General features: G+C 65.6%; 15 protein-coding genes. 7 read left to right on the top strand and 8 right to left on the bottom strand.

The window, feature by feature from the left end; genetic code table 11:
• Window position 1 precedes the first annotated feature (1 nt).
• Window positions 2-916, bottom strand: coding sequence for a 2-dehydro-3-deoxygalactonokinase (locus LPJ38_RS11405; RefSeq protein ID WP_145633022.1), 915 nt, complete (start codon window positions 914-916; stop codon window positions 2-4).
• Between the two features lie 218 nt (window positions 917-1,134).
• Here LPJ38_RS11405 and LPJ38_RS11400 point away from each other — a divergent pair, with 218 nt between their 5' ends.
• Entirely contained in the window at window positions 1,135-2,232 is a 1,098-nt protein-coding gene (locus LPJ38_RS11400; RefSeq protein ID WP_145633025.1) for an LLM class flavin-dependent oxidoreductase, read from the top strand.
• A 57-nt stretch (window positions 2,233-2,289) separates the two neighbouring features.
• A complete protein-coding gene (locus LPJ38_RS11395; protein ID WP_167520452.1) occupies window positions 2,290-2,859 on the top strand; it encodes a flavin reductase family protein in 570 nt (189 codons plus the stop codon).
• 26 nt (window positions 2,860-2,885) lie between these two features.
• Here the strand turns inward: LPJ38_RS11395 and LPJ38_RS11390 are convergent, their stop codons facing one another.
• The 3 genes from LPJ38_RS11390 to LPJ38_RS11380 all read right to left on the bottom strand — a co-directional run bounded on the left by LPJ38_RS11390 (window position 2,886) and on the right by LPJ38_RS11380 (window position 10,173).
• A complete protein-coding gene (locus LPJ38_RS11390) occupies window positions 2,886-4,751 on the bottom strand; it encodes a sigma-54-dependent Fis family transcriptional regulator (protein WP_167520453.1) in 1,866 nt (621 codons plus the stop codon).
• 247 nt (window positions 4,752-4,998) lie between these two features.
• Entirely contained in the window at window positions 4,999-8,298 is a 3,300-nt protein-coding gene (locus LPJ38_RS11385; RefSeq protein WP_145633031.1) for an acetyl-CoA carboxylase family protein, read from the bottom strand.
• Window positions 8,299-8,493: 195 nt separating this feature from the next.
• Window positions 8,494-10,173 (bottom strand): methyl-accepting chemotaxis protein, encoded by a 1,680-nt coding sequence (locus tag LPJ38_RS11380; protein ID WP_145633034.1) that lies wholly within the window; start codon window positions 10,171-10,173, stop codon window positions 8,494-8,496.
• A gap of 363 nt (window positions 10,174-10,536) precedes the next feature.
• Here LPJ38_RS11380 and LPJ38_RS11375 point away from each other — a divergent pair, with 363 nt between their 5' ends.
• Both LPJ38_RS11375 and LPJ38_RS11370 read left to right on the top strand, forming a co-directional pair.
• Complete coding sequence (locus LPJ38_RS11375; RefSeq protein ID WP_145633038.1) at window positions 10,537-11,037, top strand: hypothetical protein; 501 nt, start codon at window positions 10,537-10,539, stop codon at window positions 11,035-11,037.
• 11 nt (window positions 11,038-11,048) lie between these two features.
• Entirely contained in the window at window positions 11,049-11,522 is a 474-nt protein-coding gene (locus tag LPJ38_RS11370) for a hypothetical protein (protein WP_167520454.1), read from the top strand.
• Between the two features lie 143 nt (window positions 11,523-11,665).
• On the opposite strand, the gene LPJ38_RS11365 is transcribed toward LPJ38_RS11370, so the two are convergent.
• Window positions 11,666-12,265: a TetR/AcrR family transcriptional regulator gene (locus LPJ38_RS11365; protein ID WP_145633044.1), complete on the bottom strand. Its 600-nt coding sequence runs from the start codon at window positions 12,263-12,265 to the stop codon at window positions 11,666-11,668.
• Between the two features lie 168 nt (window positions 12,266-12,433).
• Here LPJ38_RS11365 and LPJ38_RS11360 point away from each other — a divergent pair, with 168 nt between their 5' ends.
• A complete protein-coding gene (locus LPJ38_RS11360; RefSeq protein WP_145633048.1) occupies window positions 12,434-12,811 on the top strand; it encodes a tautomerase family protein in 378 nt (125 codons plus the stop codon).
• Window positions 12,812-12,830: 19 nt separating this feature from the next.
• On the opposite strand, the gene LPJ38_RS11355 is transcribed toward LPJ38_RS11360, so the two are convergent.
• Both LPJ38_RS11355 and LPJ38_RS11350 read right to left on the bottom strand, forming a co-directional pair.
• Window positions 12,831-13,757 carry a CobW family GTP-binding protein gene (locus LPJ38_RS11355; RefSeq protein WP_145633052.1) on the bottom strand — a complete coding sequence of 309 codons (927 nt, stop codon included), beginning with the start codon at window positions 13,755-13,757 and terminating at the stop codon, window positions 12,831-12,833.
• Between the two features lie 3 nt (window positions 13,758-13,760).
• Entirely contained in the window at window positions 13,761-15,251 is a 1,491-nt protein-coding gene (locus LPJ38_RS11350) for an amidohydrolase family protein (protein ID WP_145633055.1), read from the bottom strand.
• A gap of 279 nt (window positions 15,252-15,530) precedes the next feature.
• Between LPJ38_RS11350 and LPJ38_RS11345 the strand changes: the two genes are divergently transcribed.
• Together LPJ38_RS11345 and LPJ38_RS11340 are read left to right on the top strand one after the other, a co-directional pair.
• The gene (locus LPJ38_RS11345; protein WP_145633058.1) at window positions 15,531-15,968 is read left to right on the top strand and encodes a hypothetical protein; all 438 of its coding nucleotides are present in this window, start codon (window positions 15,531-15,533) and stop codon (window positions 15,966-15,968) included.
• Window positions 15,969-16,097: 129 nt separating this feature from the next.
• Entirely contained in the window at window positions 16,098-17,123 is a 1,026-nt protein-coding gene (locus LPJ38_RS11340) for an alpha/beta hydrolase (protein WP_145633061.1), read from the top strand.
• A 25-nt stretch (window positions 17,124-17,148) separates the two neighbouring features.
• Here LPJ38_RS11340 and LPJ38_RS11335 read toward each other — a convergent pair whose 3' ends face one another.
• Window positions 17,149-18,966 (bottom strand): DEAD/DEAH box helicase, encoded by a 1,818-nt coding sequence (locus LPJ38_RS11335; protein WP_145633064.1) that lies wholly within the window; start codon window positions 18,964-18,966, stop codon window positions 17,149-17,151.
• Window positions 18,967-19,029: the final 63 nt, after the last annotated feature.

Raw genomic sequence — 19,029 nt, 5'->3', positions numbered from 1 at the left:
CTCACTTCGTCCAGATCGCCGCGGCCGCCATCGACAGGCCGCCGCGGACGGCTTCATCGGCATCGATCGGATGAACGGCAACCGACAGCGCATCGAAGGCGAGCCGGTACAGCATTGCAAGACGCCCCGAGGCGATCAGCCTGACGCCTGCTTCCGGCACAGGACCGGAAAGACCGGCCGCGAGCTCGACGCCGATCAACGTTCCCGACAGCGTTTCGCGCGCCGCAGCCGGCGTGCCGCCGAACAGCAACTGACGCGACCGCGCGGTGAACAGAAGATTGGCGGCGAAGGCCGGCGCCTTGAACGCTGCAACGACCGCCGCCTTGAAGCTTGCGACATCCTCGGCTTCATCGGCGCCTGCGACCGCAAGCGACAAGATCGTCTCGCGCGAGACGGCACTGAACAGCTCGCCGGTCATGAAGGTGGAGAAGTGCGCGACCGCGCCGTCCTTCACCCAAACCCATTTGGAATGCGTGCCGGGCATACAGACCAGCGCCTCTCCGGCGGCATCGAGGCCGAGCGCGCCAAGCAATTGCGTCTCCTCGCCGCGCATCACGTCAGGCGATTTGGGATCGCGTTGGGCGATGCCCGGCAGGATGCGGATGTCACGCGCCTCGCCCGGCACACGCGCGGCCTGCTTCAGGATCGCCGCAAGCGGCGCGGGCGTATCGACATAACCGGCCTCAACCCAGCCGGTCTTGGCGCCCGCCATACCGCAGACGAGAACCGGCAGATGATCCGGCGCCTCAATCGCGGCAAGGTGCGATTGCAGCACGGCAGGGAATCCGATCTTGACCGCAGCCAGCATGCCCTCGCCGCTGCGGCGTCCTGCCAGCACCCCGCCGGCGCGATCGACCAGCCACAGGCGAAAACTGCTGGTGCCCCAATCCACCGCGACATAGGCGGGTTCGCTCATCTCGACACGCATCCTCGTCTCACCGGCAAGACGCCGTCTCGCGACAATGAGACGAGGTCTTGCAAAATCTCTCCCGGGATATCGGCTATTGCCGCCGCAAACCAGCCCTTTCTCAGAAGGATTGGACCCGTATCGCGCTGGCACACCCTTTGCTGAAGCGTTCCCACTCACGTCCGTGAACCGCGCAACAAGACGCGTCAATTGTGGAGAGGAAACCCATGGAGATCGGCTATTTCACGATGCCTTCGCATCCGCCGGAGTGCGGCCTGAAGGAAGGGAATGACTGGGACCTGCAAGTCATGCGCTGGCTCGACGAGCTCGGCTATCAGGAAGCCTGGGTCGGCGAGCACCACACGGCGCCCTGGGAACCCAACCCCACGCCGGACCTGCTGATCGCGCAGGCCTTGATGCAGACCAAGAAGCTACGCATCGGACCGGGCGGCTTCCTCCTGCCCTATCACCACCCGGCCGAACTCGCCAACCGCGTTGCCATGCTCGACCATCTCTCCGAGGGCCGGCTCAATTTCGGCGTCGCGGCGAGTGGCCTGCCGAGCGACTGGGCGATGTTCAACGTCGACGGCATGAGCGGACAGAACCGCGACATGACCCGCGAGGCGCTGGAGATCATCCTGAAGCTCTGGACCGAGCCGGCGCCGTTCACCCACAAGGGCAAGTTCTGGACGGTGACCAAGCCGGACACGATGTTCGACTTCCTCAAGCCGCACATCAAGCCGTTGCAGGCGCCGCATCCGCCGATCGGTGTCGCCGGGCTGTCGAAGAACTCGGACACGCTGAAGCTCGCCGGCGAGCGCGGCTTCATTCCGATGAGCCTCAACCTCAACCCGGCCTATGTCTCCAGTCATTGGGAGTCGGTCGAGATCGGCGCCGCCAAGACCGGGCGCAAGCCGAACCGCGCGGATTGGCGGCTGGTGCGCGAGGTCTTCGTCGCCGACACCGACGAGGAAGCCTGGAAGCTCTCCACCGGCGACATGATGGGCCGGATGATGAGCGAGTACTTCCTGCCGCTGCTCGGCCATTTCGGCTTCAAGGACTATCTGAAGCACGCGCCCGACGTGCCCGACAGCGACGTCACCGTCGAATATTGCGCCAAGCGGAACTGGATCGTCGGCTCGCCCGCGACCGTCGCCGAGAAGATCGAGAAGATCTACGACGAGGTCGGCGGCTTCGGCGTGCTGCTGGTGTTCGGCTTCGACTACAAGCACAAGGCGGAGGCCTGGCACCACTCGCTCTCGCTACTGAAGAACGAGGTGATGCCACGCCTGACGCATCTCGGCTCCGCGAAGAAGGCGGCTTGACCGCCAACGGGTGCGGCGCGATCGTGCCGCACCCGCATTCATTTCGGAGATTTCCGCGTGACGGTGGACGCCAATTCTTTCGACGTCAAGAATTTCAAGCAGGCGATGCGCCAATGTGCCGGCGCGGTTGCGCTGGTCACGGTGGGCGCCGAGCACGGCAAGCGCACCGGCCTGACCGTGACCTCGGCCTGTTCGCTGTCGGACTCGCCGCCCTCGCTGATCGTCTGCGTCAACCGCAACGCCAGCGCACATGCCCGCATCCGCGAGGAAGGCGCGTTCGCGATCAACTTCCTGCATGAGGATCACGCGTTGCTCGCGCTGACGTTCAGCGGCCAGAAGGGCGTCAACGGCGACGACCGCTTCGCCTTCGGCCAGTGGACGCGGGGCGAGACCGGCGCACCGGTGCTGACGGACGCGGTCGCCGCATTCGACTGCGTGCTGGCGCAGGAGTTCGAGACGACGACGCATTCGATCTTCGTCGGCGAGGTCCGCGGCGTGTCGCATTCCGCTGCGGCCACGCCGCTGGTCTATCTGCGCAGCAATTTCCACACGCCGCGGGAGATCCGCGAGGGCGTGACGATTGGCGACCTCGACGCACGGCATCTGATCTGGACGGATTTTTCGTAAGAGCGCTCGCTGCATGCAGCTAAGCGCTATCGCGGCGTCTCGATCTTCATTGTCTTGATCTTCCGATACAGCGTGGCGCGGCTGAGCTTCAGCGCGCGCGCTGCCTCGGTGACGCGGCCGCCATGCTTGCGCAGTGCCTCGACGATCGTGGCGCGCTCGGCCGCTTCGAGGTCGGGCTCCGCCCTCCCAAACGGCGGCAAATCGAGATCGGCACCGATGATGACACCGCCCTCCGCCGTGCAGCCGGCGAGCCGCAGCACGTGGCGGAGCTGGCGCATGTTGCCGGGGAACGGATAAGCCGCAAGCCGCGACCAGGCGTCGTCCGACAGGCGGCAGGCCGGCGCCTCCTCGCTCGCGATCTGGCGGATGACGTCGTCGCGGTCGGCGCGCTCGCGCAAGGCCGGCAATCGCACCTCCATGCCGCGCAGGCGGAAATAGAGATCGGCGCGGAAGGCGCCCTGCTCGGCCATGCGGCCGAGATCGCGATGGGTGGCGCTGATCAGCCGGATGTCGACGGGGACGGGCTTGAGCGCGCCGAGCGGCCAGACCTCGCGGTTCTCCAAAACGCGCAACAGGCGCGTCTGCAGCGCGACCGGCATGTCGCCGATCTCGTCGAGGAACAGCGTGCCACCATCCGCCTGCACGATCAGCCCCTTCGAGCCGTCGCGCCGCGCGCCGGTGAAGGCCCCGGCCTCGTAGCCGAACAGCTCCGCGTCGATCAGGCTCTCGGGCATCGCCGCACAGTTCAGCGCGACATAGTTGCTGCGCGCACGATTGCTCCCCGCGTGAATGGCGCGCGCGAACACGTCCTTGCCGACGCCGGTCTCACCATGCAGCAGCACCGGCAGATTGTGGTCGCCGATGCGCTTCAGCCGCATCACGCTTCTGACCAATCCAGGATCGCCGCCGGCGAGCCGATGCAACGCATCGAAGCGGTCGGCGGACGCATCTCGGCGCGGCGCCAGCGGCCGCGTGCTCGATCTCGCGCGCAGCGGCGGCGCAACACGGCCCCGGCCCAAGGCACGGCCGTCGGCGCGGCGCAGCTCGACGACGCCATCCGCGCCACGCACGCCCTCATGGTCGAGTTCGACGTAGCGCGACAGGTCGATGCCGGATGCAATGGTGCCGTCAGTGAGACCTAGCAGAGCGCGTGCCGAACGGCAGGCGCCGACGATGCGCCGATCCTCGTCATAGGCCAGCAGGCCGTCGCCGCCGTCGCCACCCGGCACACGCGCGATCGAAGCGTTACGAAAATGATCGCGGAAAATCGCGCCTTCGATGCGGCGCGTCGCCTCCATCGTGACCGCCAGCGCAAGCTGATGCGCGGTGCGGCTGAGATCGCCACGACAGGAGGTGATGTTCACCGCGCCCGCGATGCGGCCGGCCGGATCGAACAGCGGCGCCACCGCACAGGAGAAGATGCCCCATTGCTCGCGGAAATGCTCGTCGCGATGCACCAGGATCGGCTTCTCCTCCGCGAGTGCGGTGCCGAGCCCATTGGTCCCCTCGCAACTTTCCGAGAAGTTCGAGCCGGTATAGACGCCCCAATGCAAGAAGATGTCGGCATCGGGGGCGCCGGGCAGCCAGCTGAGCAGCGCGGTTGCGCTGGGGTCCGCGAGATTGACGCAATAGCCGGCCTCGCGCAGCACCTTCGCGAGGCTTTCGAGCTCCGGCGTCGCGAGCCGGATCAGCTGCTCCATCGGTTCGGCGGCATGCCGTATCTCGGCTTCGGTCAACGTCTGCGGCGGGCCCTTGCGGGCGGGATCGAGCTTGTGATTGACCAGGCAGCGCCGCCAGGAATTGGCAATCCGCGAAGAGGCATCGACGTCGGCCACTTGGTCGGCGACGGACAAGACCCGGGCGACATGGTTCGAGGCCGAAAGGCTGGCCATCGCGGACGTCTCCACCCTGTATTATTGTGCAAAGTCTGGCACCACAGGCGGGGATGTCAATCGGGAAACCGGGACCCAGTTGTCGAGCGCGATGCCTCCGCGCCGTCATGCCCTGGCTTGTCCCGGGCATCCACGTTCTTCGCACGCGCCGCAAAGGCGTGGATGGCCGGGACAAGCCGGGCATGACGATGTTGATGCGGGTCGCCTAGAACTCGAGTGATTCAATGCGCGGATTGCTGCACCGCCCTCACCACGTATCGATACACGGCCGCTTCTTCCCCGTCCGCACGGGCGGCTTCGGTACCGAGCGCAAGCCCGCTAGGATCCAACGCCGCGTCTCGGCGGGATCGATGACGTTGTCGATCTCGAACACCGACGCGATCGAGACCGCCTTGCCGTTGGCATAGAGCTCGGCGACCTTGTTGCGGTAATAGGTCTCGCGCTCCTCGGGATCGGCGATCGCTTCCATCTCCTTGCGGAAGCCGAGGCGGACATAGCCTTCCAGGCCCATGCCGCCGAACTCGCCGGTCGGCCAGGCCGCGGTGAAGAACGAGGCATGGAAGCCGCCACCGATCATCGATTGGGCGCCGAGGCCGTAGCCCTTGCGCAGCACGATGCCGAACAGCGGCACGGTGAGGCTCGCGCCGGTCACGAACATGCGTGAGACGTGGCGGACGATCGCGGTCTTCTCCGCTTCCGGTCCGACCATGAAGCCGGGCGTGTCGCAGAGCGAGACGATCGGCAGATCGAAGGCGTCGCAGAGCTGGAGGAAGCGCGCGGCCTTGTCGCCGGCGTCGGCATCGATGGCGCCGCCGAGATGGCGCGGATTGTTGGCGATCAGGCCGAACGGCTTGCCCTCGATGCGGATCAGCGCGGTGATCATGCCGACGCCGTAGTCGCGGCGCAACTCCAGCACGGAATCCTTGTCTGCGACGAGATCGATCACGCTGCGGATGTCGTAGACGCGAAGCCGGTTCTCGGGAATGGCGCGGCGAAGCAGGCGCTGGTCCGCCGCCTCCCAGGAGGTCACTGCGCCCTGGAAATAGGACAGGTATTTCTGCGCGACCCTTGTCGCCTCCTCCTCGTCCTCGACCAGGATGTCGATGACGCCGTTCGGGGATTGGAACGAGACAGGGCCGACCTCGGCCGGATGATAGACGCCGAGACCGCCGCCTTCGATCATGGCGGGGCCGCCCATGCCGATCGAGGCGTTCTTGGTGGCTATGATGACATCGCAGCAGCCGAGCATCGCGGCATTGCCGGCGAAGCAATAGCCGGAAACGATGCCGACGACGGGCACGAGGCCGGAGAGCCTTGCGAACTGCACGAAGGAGGGACCGTCAAGGCCGGTCATGCCGAGCCGGTCGGTGTCGCCGGGCCGGCCGCCGCCGCCTTCCGCATAGAACACCAATGGAACGCGCCAGTCTTCCGCAAGCGTCAGCATGCGGTCGATCTTCTTGTGGTTCATGTGGCCCTGCGTGCCCGCGAGCACGGTGTAGTCATACGCCACCACGATACAGCGGCCACCTTCAGGCCCGAAATTCTCAGCGTTGACGGTGGCAACGCCCATGACGAGGCCATCGGCCGGCGTGTTCTTGATGAGATCGTCGAGCTTGCGCCGGCGCCGCTGCGCGGCAATCGCCAGGCTGCCATACTCCATGAACGAGCCGGCGTCGACGAATTGGGCGATATTCTCGCGCGCGGTGCGCTGGTTGGTGTTGCGGCGGCGCTCGACCGAAGCCGGCCGGTTCGCATCGAGCGTGTTGGCCTGGCGCGCGATCAGCTCGGCAAGATCGGGACGGATGTGATCGAGATCGATGTCGGCTTCCGCCGCCGCGCTATCAGCCGCGACGTCGAGCGGTTCGAGATAGAGGATCGGTTCGCCATGCAGCAGTGTGACGCCATCCCCAGCGAGCTTCATGACGCGGCCGCCCTGCTCGGCCATGACGAGGTGCTCCATCTTCATGGACTCGATCACGGCGAGCTGCTGGCCAGGACGTACGATCTCGCCTTCCTTCACCTGGATAGTGACGATGGTCCCTTGCAGAGGCGCGGCGACCATCACCGCGCCTTCGGGCACTGCTTGCGCGACGTGCGTCTCGGTGCCGTGCCCGCTTCGCTCGGCCGCCGCGAAATACAGCGGCTTGGCGGCGCCATCGGCCGCCTCGACGAGCTTTGCGATGTTGCAATCGATGAAATCGGTCGCGATACGGTTGGTCCTGAAATCGGGATGTGCGAGCACGGCCTGGAGGAAGGCGATGTTGGTGACGACGCCGTCGATCCGAAACTCGCGCAGGACGCGCGTGGCTTTCGCGACCACATCGTGCCAGGCCTCGCCCCGCGTATGCACGATCACCTTGGCCAAGAGCGAGTCGAAGGCGGCGCTGGTCTTATAGCCGGCATAGCCAAAACTATCGACGCGGACGCCGGGTCCCGAGGGCGGCTCGAACACGGCGAGCACGCCGCCGGTCGGATGCGTGGCGCCTGTTTCGTCCAGCGTTTCCATGTTGACGCGGAGCTGCATGGCATAGCCGCGCGGCTTCGGGATCGACCCTTGTGCGAGACCGAGCGAGGCGAGCGTCGCGCCCGATGCGACCGCGAGCTGGGCGCGGACGAGGTCGAGGCCGAGCACCTCTTCCGTCACGGTGTGCTCGACCTGGAGTCGCGGATTGGCCTCGATGAAGGCAAAGCTGTCCTCGGCAGTGCCGTCGACCAGGAACTCGAACGTGCCGAGATTGTCGTAAGAGGCAGCCAAGGCGAGCTGCTTCGCCGCCTCGATGATGCGGCTGCGCAAGGAATCACTCAGCGACGGGCTCGGCGCCACCTCGATCAGCTTCTGGTGCCTGCGCTGGATGGTGCATTCGCGTTCCCAGAGATGGGAGATCGCACCACGATGGTCGCCGATGATCTGCACCTCGATATGACGCGCCTGCCGGATCAGCCGCTCGGCATAGACGCCGTCGAAGCCGAACGCTGCCTTGGCCTCGGACTGGCAGCGCGCATAGGCTTCCGCCAGATCGGCTGAGTTCTCGACCACGCGCATACCGCGACCGCCGCCGCCGGCCATCGCCTTGATCACGATCGCCGCGTTGCTGCCGAGGGATGCAAAGAACGCCGTGATCTCCTCCAGCGTGGACGGCCCACTGGTGCCGGCAATGATCGGCACGCCGCAGCGCTTTGCCAGTTGCCGTGCGGCAACCTTGTCGCCGAACAGCTCCAGCGCGGCCGGCTTCGGCCCGACGAAGGCGATGCCCGCTTCAGTGCAAGCCTTCGCGAAGGCGGCGTTCTCGCTGAGGAAGCCGTAGCCGGGATGCACGGCATCGCAGCCGGTCGCCTTCGCCGCCTTCACCACCGCATCGATGTCTAGATAGGCGCGCGCGCCGCGGCCGGGGATCTCGATGGCTTCGTCGGCAACGCGCACATGCAGCGACAGCGCATCGTCGGCAGGATGGATCGCGACCGTCGTGATGCCGCTATCGGCTGCGGCACGCGCGATGCGGATGGCGATCTCGCCGCGATTGGCGATCAGGAGTTTTTTGAACGACATGCGGCGGTCTCCACGCCCGCGATGGCAGACGCGGGTCGGCAGGTTCGATGGTCCTGCTTCGCCACTTTAACCGCAGCCGTCAAGGACGGGAAAGCCGGTCGCGGTGACCACTCCCGCAGGCCGGAATTTCGAGCCAGCCGCACGCGCCGTGCCGAGGCGAATTATCCACGTCACGGCAGACGCGACCGGCGACGATCAGGCCGCCCGCACGCCCGCAACGAAGGTGCTGACCTCGTTCTCGAGCGACTGCAGCTTCTGCGTCAGCCGGCCACTCGATTGCAGCACGAGGCCGGCGGCTTGGCCGGTCTCCGCCGTGGCATCGGTGACGCCGGAGATATTCTGCGAGACCTGGTCGGTGCCGGAGGCGGCCTCCTGCACGCTGTGGGCGATCGCCTGGGTCGCGGCGCCCTGCTCTTCCACTGCGGCCGCGATCGACGAGGAGATCTCGTTGACCTCCATGATGGTCTTTCGGATGCTGTCGATGTTGCCGACGACCTCGTTGGTTTCGGCCTGGATCGCGGTGATCTGCGCGCCGATCTCGTCGGTCGCCTTCGCGGTCTGGCTCGCCAGCGATTTCACTTCACTCGCGACCACCGCAAAGCCCTTCCCGGCTTCGCCGGCGCGCGCCGCCTCGATGGTGGCGTTGAGCGCGAGCAGATTGGTCTGCGAGGCGATCTGGTTGATGAGGTCGATGACCTCGCCGATCTTGTGTGCGGCCGCCACCAGGCCCTGGACGGTGTCGTTGGTGCGTTGCCCGTCGGCGGCGGCCTTGTCGGCCACGCTGGCGGCCTGCGCGACGCGCTGGCTGATCTCGGTGATCGAGGACGACAATTCGCCGGCGGCGGAGGCCACCGTCTGCACGTTGCTGGAAGCCTGCTGGCAGGCGGCGGCAACGAAGCTCGCGCGGTCGGTCGCCTTGTTCGCGGTCTCGGACATGCCTTGCGCGGCCTGCTGCATCGCGCGCGCCTCGTTGAAGACGTCGCGGACGACGGCCTGGACGCTTGCCTCGAACTTGCCGGCGAGGTCGGCCATCGCCCTGCGCTTCTCGTCGTCGGCCTTCTGCTTCAGCTCTTGCTGCTCGGCATGCATCCGGCTGACGGCCGATGCATTGTCCTTGAACACGGCGAGCGCCTTGGCGAGCCCGCCAACCTCGTCGCGGCGATCGGTGTAGGGCACGTCGAACGCCGCATCGCCGGAAGCGAGGCGCTCGGTCAACGACGTGATCCGGGCCAGCGGCCGGGTGACGCTGCGGCCGATCAGGAAGGACGCGCCGAGAACCACGACCAGCACCGCCAGGCAGATGTAGGCGAACGTCATCGCGTTCTGGCGGAAGACGGCGTCGACGTCGTCGAGATAGATGCCGGTGCCGATGATCCAGCCCCAGGGCGCGAAGCCCTTAACGTAGGAGATCTTCCCGACCGGCTGGTCGAAGCCGGGCTTCGGCCAGAGATAGCCGTAGAAACCCGCGCCCTGCTTCTTGACGACGTCAACGAAACCCAGGAACAGCGCGTTGCCGGCCGGATCCTTCATCCCGGAGAGATCCTTGCCGTCGAGCTCGGGCTTGATCGGGTGCATGACCATCTTCGGGGCCATGTCGTTGATCCAGAAATACTCGACCTTGTCGTAGCGCAGGCTCTTGATTTCTGCCATTGCAGCGGCCTGGGCCTGCTCGCGCGAGAGCTTTCCGTCGCTCTCGAGCTTCTGATAGTGCGCCAGGATACCGTAGCCGATATCCACCATGTGCTGCTTGGCCTGGCGATCGGCGACCATCTGCGTACGCAGGGTCGAAAGCGCGATCGGCGCCAGCACGATCATGCCGAGGAGGCTGATGCCGACAATCAGGACCAGCTTGAAACTGATGCGGGAGAAAAACATCGGAGCTCACAAGAATTCGGAGGGCTGATATGTCAGTTTATCCTGCTCCCCTTAGCAAAGCTTTAAGCATTGGCTCCCCGGACCCCCCAAAAATGCGTGGAGACGGCCGCCATCCGCCGAGCCGCTTCGGCGATGCCGTGCCCCTCCTCGGCGCCGCTTAGAAGATCGATAGTCGCGGCGCTCCCCCTGCATTGGAATCGTTCAAGACAGGACGGGCGCATCCGCGCCTCCAGGCTTCTTTAGATCTAGAAGACCTCGATATCGTCGCTCCGAGCGTTGACTTGCGAAAGCCTCTGGCGGAACGATCGACGCAGATCATCAACGCCGGAAGTGGCGTGAGCGCAGCCGAAGGCCAGAGCCTCCATGCATCAATCGACACAGACGAGATCCCTCGACCTTCCTGCGCTGAGCGCGGCGGAGCGGCTGTTCATCTGGGGATTCAGGGCGAAGGCACGCAGCGGAGGTGCGGTCCCGACCGCGGCCGATATCCAGCAGGTGTACGACCACTTTCGCGTCGGTGACGCCGTGTTCTCGCTGGAAGCCATCATCGAGATCTTCGCGTGCACGGCGCATACCGCGATCGAAGTCCACTGTCCCACCTGCCCGCGCATGTCCGACAGCGAGCACGGAATCTTACGGGCGATCGCCGCGGCCCAGCAGGACCGCATCGACGTCGTTCGCGAGCAGTTCGAATGCTGGCTGCCGCCGGTCGGGGCCGATTGGGCACTCGCGCCCGTGCGCGGACTTGCAACGATCTTCCGTACGGCAGGTCTCATCCTGCCCGAGCGGCACATCCGGACTTTCGAGCATGATCGGACCATGGCCATGAAGAGCTGGTTCGTGGGCAGTCCGACGCTGCACTGATGGGACCGTCAATGGTGCAGGACGCATGCGGCTCGGTGGCGGTCCCGGAAGCCGGCGAGGCTCGGCTCTGTCCGCTCCAGACCGCGCTTTCGACGCGTCCATGCATCGACAGCTACGATCAATTTTCCCGTGTTGCGCTGGCACTGTTCCGCTTCATCGGCGCGGCCTACGCGACCGGTGCATCGGATTGCTGGGAGGCTGCCTATCGCTTCGCCGACGAGGCGCCTGATATTGCCGACAGCCCGCTGCTGGTGGCACGGGCTGCCGCGCTCATCAGGATCCTTCGCAGCGGCAGGCCGTGCGAGCTGTGCTTCATGCCGCCGTCGTGCCGGCGACTGTCGAAGGACGAGACCGAATTGATGCGACTGCTCACGGTCGCACGACGCAAGCATCCTGGCGAGCTCGAGTCTGTCGTGTGCCAGTTCGTCGGCCACGAGAACGAGATTGCGACAACGCGGGCCGTCAACGCGCTCGCCTTGTGCTGACCCTTTGACAGGTTCTATTCGCATCCGACGCGGCATTGCGGTATCAACCTCGCATGGAGACGCAGAGCTCGATGCCCTCCATGAGACCTCCAGACGATCCCAGCGCGACCAGCGCGCTGGGATCGCCATTCTGGCATGACCATCTAGCCACCCTTCTTGCCCAGCACGAGGTCGATCGTATGGGCGGCGATCTTGCGCAGTTGCGGCTCGTCGTCGAAGGCACGTTCGAGCACGGCAAGACCCCGCGTCACCGTGACGATATGCAGCGCTGCTGCCGCGGCGTTGCCGCTGAACTCGCCGCGCTCGGCGCCGGCCGACAACGTCTCCTGAATGAGAGCCGTGATGCGGGAGACGAAGCCCGCAAAAGCCTGGCGCGCCTCCTCGTCGAGCCCCTCGCCTTCGGCCGCGCCGAGCTCCATCAGGCCACGCGTAGTCGGACATCCCCGTGGCGGCGTGCCCGCGCGGAAGTTGGTGATGGTCAGATCGAAGAACGCGGTGAGGCGTTTGCGCAATGAGCCCACACCGAGCGCCTTTTGCAGCGTGACGAGATACTCGCCCGCATAACGCTCATAGGCCTGCAGGAACAGCGCCTCCTTGCTGCCGAAGGCGTTGTAGAGGCTGCCACGCTGGACACCGGCATCGCGCGCGATGTCCGATAGCGAGGTGCCACGCACGCCCTTACGCCAGAACTGCCCGAACGCGATGCGCAGCACGTCGTCATGGTCGAACTCGCGCGGCCTCAAGACCTGCCTCCCTCGTTAACCGAGATATTTGACACGATGTCAAAAATATGTTTTCTAGACAGCGTGTCAAAAACAGATTGGGATTGATCAACCGTTTCGTCAATGGGCCGAAACCGCAGGCGCGGCACGCGCCTTGGCGGCCGGGCCCGCATGCAAAGGGACCAGCTCATGCCTCTCCTCCACGTCTCGATGCGCGCCGGCAAGCCGGACGCCTACCGCCAGGCGATCCTCGACAACCTCTACCGGGCCATGCGCGAGGCGCTGAACGTGCCCGAGGACGATCAGTTCATGACCATCAGCGAGCTTGCGCCGGCGAATTTCCGCTGCGGCAACGCCTACGGCGTCGAACGCAGCGACGATGCGGTGCTGATCCAGATCACCGTGTTCGCCTCGCGCACCGCAGAGCAGAAGGGGGCCCTGTATCGCCGGATCGCGGACCTGCTCGGCGAGAGCCCGGGCATCCGCCCCGAGGACGTCTTCGTCAACGTGCTCGATGCGCCCAAGGAGAACTGGTCCGTAGGCCACGGCATCGCGCAATTCGCGTGACGCAGCACGCGTTGCAGCTTCAGCCTGCGACACAGCCCTCCATGATCGCGTCGAGCTCGGCCCGCGACAGCATGCCGAGCTCGGCGATGAAGACGATCCGCGATCGCGGCACGCCCGGCATCGGGGCGTCACCCGGCGCCAACGTCGCGCGGCCGGCGGCGAACTGAAACACCATCATGCGGCCGGGTTGCTCGACCGTCTCGAACAGGCCCTTTGCGCGCGCGAGCTTCGGTGCCAGCTTGCCGATCGCCTGCTGCAGACGCGGCAGCGAAAGCGGCTGCTCCGAGGTCCAGCTCAGCGTCTCGAAGCGCTCCTCCGCCGGCCGTCGCGGCCCGATCTCGCGCGGCGTCGGCGCGCGATCAACATGGGCGGGAAACAGCAGCGCGGCAGGGATCTCGCCATGGTGCGCATCGACCACCACGGCAGGCACGCGCTGCGCGCGGATCGCCTCGCGCATCCGCAGGCCCGCACCCTCCTCCGCCAGATCCAGCTTGCTCAACGCCACGATGTCGGCGACGCGCAGCTGCGATCGGTGCAGCGCGTCCTCCAGGGCACTCGGCGGCGCGGTCGCATCCATCACGCAGAGCACCGTCTCCAGCGGCGCCTCGCGCAGGATCACCGGGTCCATCAGATTGCGTACGATGTCGGCGGGATCTGCGACGCCGCTGGTTTCGATGACGATGTGCTCGGGCTTGGGATCGCGCCGCAGCAGCGTCGAGAGCGTACGCAAGAGGTCACCCTCCAGCGAGCAGCAGATGCAGCCATTGGCCAAACTGATCACGCCGTCGCTCGCACCCGCGATCAGCTCGGCATCGACGTTGATCGCGCCGAAATCGTTGACGATGGCGGCGATGCGTCGTCCCTCGGCACTGGCCAGGAGATGATTGACGACCGTGGTCTTGCCCGCCCCCAGAAAGCCCGTCACCAGCAGAATGGGGACCGGCATGGATCAGCCCCGGGCGACGGGCCGGCGCACCGGCCTGCCCGGCCGCGCCGCCACGTCGAGAATGCCGTCGCTGATCAGCGGCTGGCCGCTGACGATCAGATGCCGCACGCCTTCGGAGGGACGGTTCATGGCCGTGAAGGTGGCGCGGTCCGAGAGCTTCTCGTAATCGAACACGACGATGTCGGCGTCCGCGCCCTTGGCGAGCCGGCCCTTGGCGCGCATCGCCGGCGTGCTCTGCGACAGGATCTCCGCCGGGATCAGCGCGCATTTGCGCACGCCTTCGAGCAGCGACACGGTCTTGCGCTCGCGGACCCATTCGCGGATGAATTTCGTGAAGCAGCCGGCCGAGCGCGGATGCGAGGTGGCATCATCGGGCAGCGGCCAGGCATTGCCGGTGTAGGTCGAGCCGTCGGGCAGCGTCCACGGCATCGCATCGGATGCGATCGCGCCGCCGGGATAGAGCACCGACATGTCGAGCAGGTCGCGGTGATGCGCGTTGTTCTCGGTGTCGAGGATGTGCCAGAGCACCAGCGAGGACGGCTCTTCCGCCTGCGCCTTCAACAGCTCCTCGCGGTCGCGGAAACGATGGCCATCGGTCACCCGCTGCACGGAATCGTAACCGGTGCCATTGCGCTCCACGAATTCGGGATCGCTGAAGAAGGCCGCCGCCAGCACGGTCGAGCCGGTGCCGTAAGGATAGGCCTCCACCGTGATGGGCAGGCCCTGCGCCTGCGCCTTCGCGATCAGAACGCGGCAGCGCTCGACGTCGGTCTTGCTCGACGAATTGAAGTGACAGATGTGCATATGCGCGCCGGTGGCGCCGGCATAGCCGATCAGGCGGACATAGGCCTCCGCCGCGCTTTCGGGATCGATGCGCGACATGAAGGCGACATGGGTGAAGGTCGGCACGTCCTTTACGGCCGCGAGCTGGCACACCGCGGTCAGCTCCTGCACGCCGGCGCCCGGGGCGTAGGCGTTCAGGATGCCGATGCCGATGCCGCCTTCGTCGAGGCCGCGCGACAGACGCTCGAGAATGCCCGCGACCTCCGCATCGGTCGCGACGTTCTCGATCCAGCGGCGGTCGCGCATGGCATTGCCGAACGCCTCGAGCGAGCTCTCCGCATTGGAGCCCGTCATCGCGCCGATGCGCGCGAACGCCCAGTTGGCGGCGCCGCCGTAATTCAGCACCCGCCCCTTCCGCGCCTGGCGCTCATACCAGGAGGCGACCGGCAGCACCCCGGCCTCGAGATCGAGCGTGGTCGTGACGCCGTCGAACGCCTGCATGCGGTCGGCGGGCACGGACTGGCCATGCGCGTGCAGATCGATGAAGCCGGGCGCGACCACGAGGCCGGTGGCGTCAAGGACCCGCTCGGCGCCGCCGAGATCGGTGCCGACCGCGGCGATCTTGCCGTCCACCACCGCAACGTCGCCGATGGCATCCATCCCGCTGGCGGGGTCCACCACCCGACCGCCAGAGATCACCAAGCCGTTCATGTCGCACTCCTCCGCGCTGAACTTGTATCAAGGCAGATTCTGGGCGCAACGACCACCTCCACAGAGGCCGACGCATCATGCTTGCACGGAAGGTCATTTGGCAGGCAGTGATCGAGCGCATTGCGCGCAACAAAAGCCCGTCACAGCCAACGCGCTGGGCGCGGGAAAATTCTTCAAGACAGGCGCCGCGTTCTGGATGAATATATCCACACTCGTCGCGGCTTGCGAGGCCGGCCGAAAAGCGATGGATCCAATGTGAGCACACGGTGGCCCAACCCGATGCCGGTGAAGTTCAATGACATCCTGGAAGCCCTTGAGTTTGCCAATACCGGTACCGGTGGCGGCCTGGGAGACTTCCGCGCCTTCGTCTGTAAACAGACAGCGGAGATCTACTACCAGACTAATCCTCTTTACTCGGGAGAGTTGGACGACGAACTGCCTGATGACATCGAGAACGAGGACAAATATATCCCGCTCCCCGACAAGCGCGATCTCGATCTCGGCAAACCCCTGGTGCTCGCTTTTGCCCGCGAGTTCCTGCCGGATGATTTCGATGACGTCCGCTATTTCTTCAGCAAGCGAGGCGCTTATCCGAAGTTCAAAGCCCTGCTCGCTCGACGACGTGCGATCGAGCGCTGGCATGCCTTCGAGAAGGAGGCAACCGAGCAGGCCTTGCGCGAGTGGTGCGCGCTACATTCGATCGAAATCATCGGCTGATGGGACATTCGTCCGGATACCCCGACTGAACCGGTCGCAGAGACGGCTCTGCCGTCTTCTTGCCCCCATTGTCATTCAGTGAGCGGGGCGGGGCGGCATTGTGGTGGGCAAAGTTCCCAAAGGTTCCGTGTGATCGTCCGACGTCTTCTGCAACGCTACTCCCGTCATTCCGTTTCGCGCCGCGCGTTCCTCGGCGGCTTCGCGTCGGCCGGGAGTGCGCTCGCGCTCGGTGGATGCGCCGGCTTGGGTGCGACCGGCGCGCGCTTCGACGCATCGTCCCTCTCCGTTGAACCCACATTGCTCGTCACCACCACGCGTAAGCCGGTGAACGGCGGCCGCACCAAGCCGTGGTTCGGGCCGGAGCGCGCGACCGGCATGACGGTCGCACGGGCCAAGCTGGTGGCGCCGGACGAGAGCCGGCTCTCCCTCGCTTCGGTTGGTCTGGGCAATTGGCGCCTTGATCGGGTCGAGCCGGTATCGGCCGACGTTGGCGATCTCGCTGCGCAGGCCGGCAGCGGCGACGTGCTGATCTATGTGCACGGTTTCAAGCAGACATTCGAGGCGGCGGTGCTGGATGCCGCCTTTCTCTCCGACGGGATCAAGTTCCGCGGCCGGACCATGGCGTTCTCCTGGCCCTCCAAGGCCGGATTGTTCGACTACGCCTATGACCGCGACAGCGCGATGTGGTCTCGCGACGATTTCGAACGCGTGCTCTCCGCACTGGTGTCGGCGCCGAGCGCCGGCCGCGTGCACATCGTTGCGCACAGCATGGGAACCATGCTGACGCTCGAAAGCCTGCGTCAGCTCTACGCGCGATACGGCGACACGGTCACGGGCAAGATCGGCTCTGTGGTCTTTGCCGCGCCCGACATCGACATGGACGTGTTCTCGTCGGCGGTCCAGCGCATCGGTCCGCTCGCCGGCAAGATCACCGTGATCGCCGCGACCAACGATCGCGCTTTGGCGCTGTCCGGCCAGATCGCAGGCGGCATGACCCGGGTCGGCGCCGCCGAGAAGGCCGTCATCGCGCGGCTCGGCGTGCGCGTGGTCGATGCCTCGGCGGAAGGCTGGGGCATCATCAACCACGATCTGTTCCTGTCGAATGCGGAAGTGCAGCGCGTGATCCGCCGCTCGATCGACGGCACGACGGCGTAGGCGTATCCCCCTGCGCGGCGCCAGTCTACGCAATCAGACGCTGCACCAACGCCGACTCGCTCGAATACGTCAGCAGCGCCTCGTGCGTTGCCCGGGTCACGCCGACATAGGTCAGCCGGACACATTCCTCGACGGTCTCGCCGTGACGGCCGAGCAAGCCCAGGCCGGCAATGGCGACGCAGGGAAACTCCAGCCCTTTCGCGCTGTGCATGCTCAGGAATCGCACGGCCACCCGCTTGACCGAAACTCTGTTGCGATTGTCCTTGGCCATATCGATCGGCACGTTGTGCCTGGCAAGGATCTGCGCGACCCGGCCGCCGATCCAGTGCTCCGGGTATAGACACGCCATCTGCGACCACTCGTATCCCGCTTTCTTCCGGTCAAGAAACCACTCGGCGACGCAGTGAGCTTCTGCGTCCACGCTCACGCAGCGTTGCACGGCGGGCTCCAGTCCCTGCCGTCCCGCATCTTCGGGCAACAGGATGGCGTGCTCATCGTCGGCGGTGACGCCGGGAGCGCCAATGACGTCCGCAGCAAAGCGTCTGGCGAAGGCCACGATCTGCGACGTGTTGCTATAATTGACCTTTAAGACGGTCGTTCTGCCCTTGGCCTCGATCCCGAGCTGGCTCCACACCGGGCGCTCACGTCCTTTGTAGATGGCCTGGATGTCGTCGTAGACGACCATCAGCGCTTTGGTGCGCGGGTTCACCATCTTGGCCGCAAGCGCGAGCCATTGCGGCTCGAAGTCGTGCGCCTCGTCGATGAGGACAGCGTCATACTGCTCCATCGGGATATGGCCTTCATCGACGGCCTTCACGACCTCCGACACGCTCGCAGCCAGCCGCGCTGCATAGTCCGGATAGTCCCGCTCCGACGGGGCGGGAATCCCGTAGGTCCGCAGCATCCGGTAGCACCAGGAATGGAAGGTGAGGACCTGAACGCGGTTCTCCACGCCCCTGCTCTGCATGGCATCCTCGAGCCGCCCGGCGATGCCGTTGGCGTAACACAGGATGAGCACCGGCTTTGCCGCCGCACGTGCCAGATATTCGGCGCGAAAGGCAAGGATCAGGGTCTTGCCCGATCCGGCGACGCCGCGGATGATGCGATGTCCCTCTCCCAGACTGCGCGCGAACTGCTCCTGATGCAGGTCCATGACAGCGAGCGTCCGGTCCGAGGGATCAGCTCTGGGCGCGTCATCCAGAGGCAGCGCGATCTGCCGGATGCGGATCTCGGGAAACAGCAGTGCGCGCAGCCGGTCGAACTGCGGCATGGAGAGCGGCTCGCCGAAACGCGGATGAACCATGCGCCACAATCTGGACCGGAATTCCTCGGGATCCGCGCCCTCCGTCATCTCATCCTTGAACAGGCAGAGATGCTCCGGGAATACCTCCGTGAGATTGGTCTGATCGAACTGCTTGCGAGTGATGTTCGTGAAGACGGCGCCGAAACCGAACGGGACGATGGCCCGGCCCATGTAGCGATGGCCGGGCGGAAACAGCAATTGCCCGTCGCGCTCCAGCGTGCGCATGACCTCGAAGGTATATTTGCGCGCCTGCTCCAGCGGGTTGCTCTCCCGTACCACACCACGATTTGTGAGCAGCTCGACCTTCGTCTTGTCCGCCGCAACGATCGTGTCCAGGCGCCAGTCCTTCACCTCGAGCACGAGCAGGCCGTTCGCGGGATGAACGATGATGAAATCCGGATGCCGGTTGAGCGGGCCGACAGGAAGGTTGTGCCAGACGATGGCGTTCTCTTCGAGGAAGTCCTTGAGCCGTTCCGCCAGTCGCAGCTCGCCACGGCTGTCGAAGCGCGCAAAGCCGAGACTGGGGATCAGGATTGCCATGTGACGGACGCGATCGCCATTGTGGACCACCTTGTGAGTCAGACGTGAACAGCTGTCACTCCA

The organism is Bradyrhizobium daqingense (genome assembly GCF_021044685.1).
Classification (GTDB): Bacteria; Pseudomonadota; Alphaproteobacteria; order Rhizobiales; family Xanthobacteraceae; genus Bradyrhizobium; species Bradyrhizobium daqingense.
Note: the sequence above shows the minus strand (reverse complement) of the source record. Positions and strands in the feature narration are given on the sequence as shown.

Bases quoted from the DNA above. Each gene is read 5' to 3' on its own strand.
- LPJ38_RS11405 (WP_145633022.1), bottom strand. From the start codon at position 916: ATGAGCGAACCCGCCTATGTCGCGGTGGATTGGGGCACCAGCAGTTTT.
- LPJ38_RS11400 (WP_145633025.1), top strand. From the start codon at position 1,135: ATGGAGATCGGCTATTTCACGATGCCTTCGCATCCGCCGGAGTGCGGC.
- LPJ38_RS11390 (WP_167520453.1), bottom strand. From the start codon at position 4,751: ATGGCCAGCCTTTCGGCCTCGAACCATGTCGCCCGGGTCTTGTCCGTC.
- LPJ38_RS11385 (WP_145633031.1), bottom strand. From the start codon at position 8,298: ATGTCGTTCAAAAAACTCCTGATCGCCAATCGCGGCGAGATCGCCATC.
- LPJ38_RS11380 (WP_145633034.1), bottom strand. From the start codon at position 10,173: ATGTTTTTCTCCCGCATCAGTTTCAAGCTGGTCCTGATTGTCGGCATC.
- LPJ38_RS11375 (WP_145633038.1), top strand. From the start codon at position 10,537: ATGCATCAATCGACACAGACGAGATCCCTCGACCTTCCTGCGCTGAGC.
- LPJ38_RS11370 (WP_167520454.1), top strand. From the start codon at position 11,049: ATGGTGCAGGACGCATGCGGCTCGGTGGCGGTCCCGGAAGCCGGCGAG.
- LPJ38_RS11360 (WP_145633048.1), top strand. From the start codon at position 12,434: ATGCCTCTCCTCCACGTCTCGATGCGCGCCGGCAAGCCGGACGCCTAC.
- LPJ38_RS11355 (WP_145633052.1), bottom strand. From the start codon at position 13,757: ATGCCGGTCCCCATTCTGCTGGTGACGGGCTTTCTGGGGGCGGGCAAG.
- LPJ38_RS11350 (WP_145633055.1), bottom strand. From the start codon at position 15,251: ATGAACGGCTTGGTGATCTCTGGCGGTCGGGTGGTGGACCCCGCCAGC.
- LPJ38_RS11345 (WP_145633058.1), top strand. From the start codon at position 15,531: ATGCCGGTGAAGTTCAATGACATCCTGGAAGCCCTTGAGTTTGCCAAT.
- LPJ38_RS11335 (WP_145633064.1), bottom strand. From the start codon at position 18,966: ATGGCAATCCTGATCCCCAGTCTCGGCTTTGCGCGCTTCGACAGCCGT.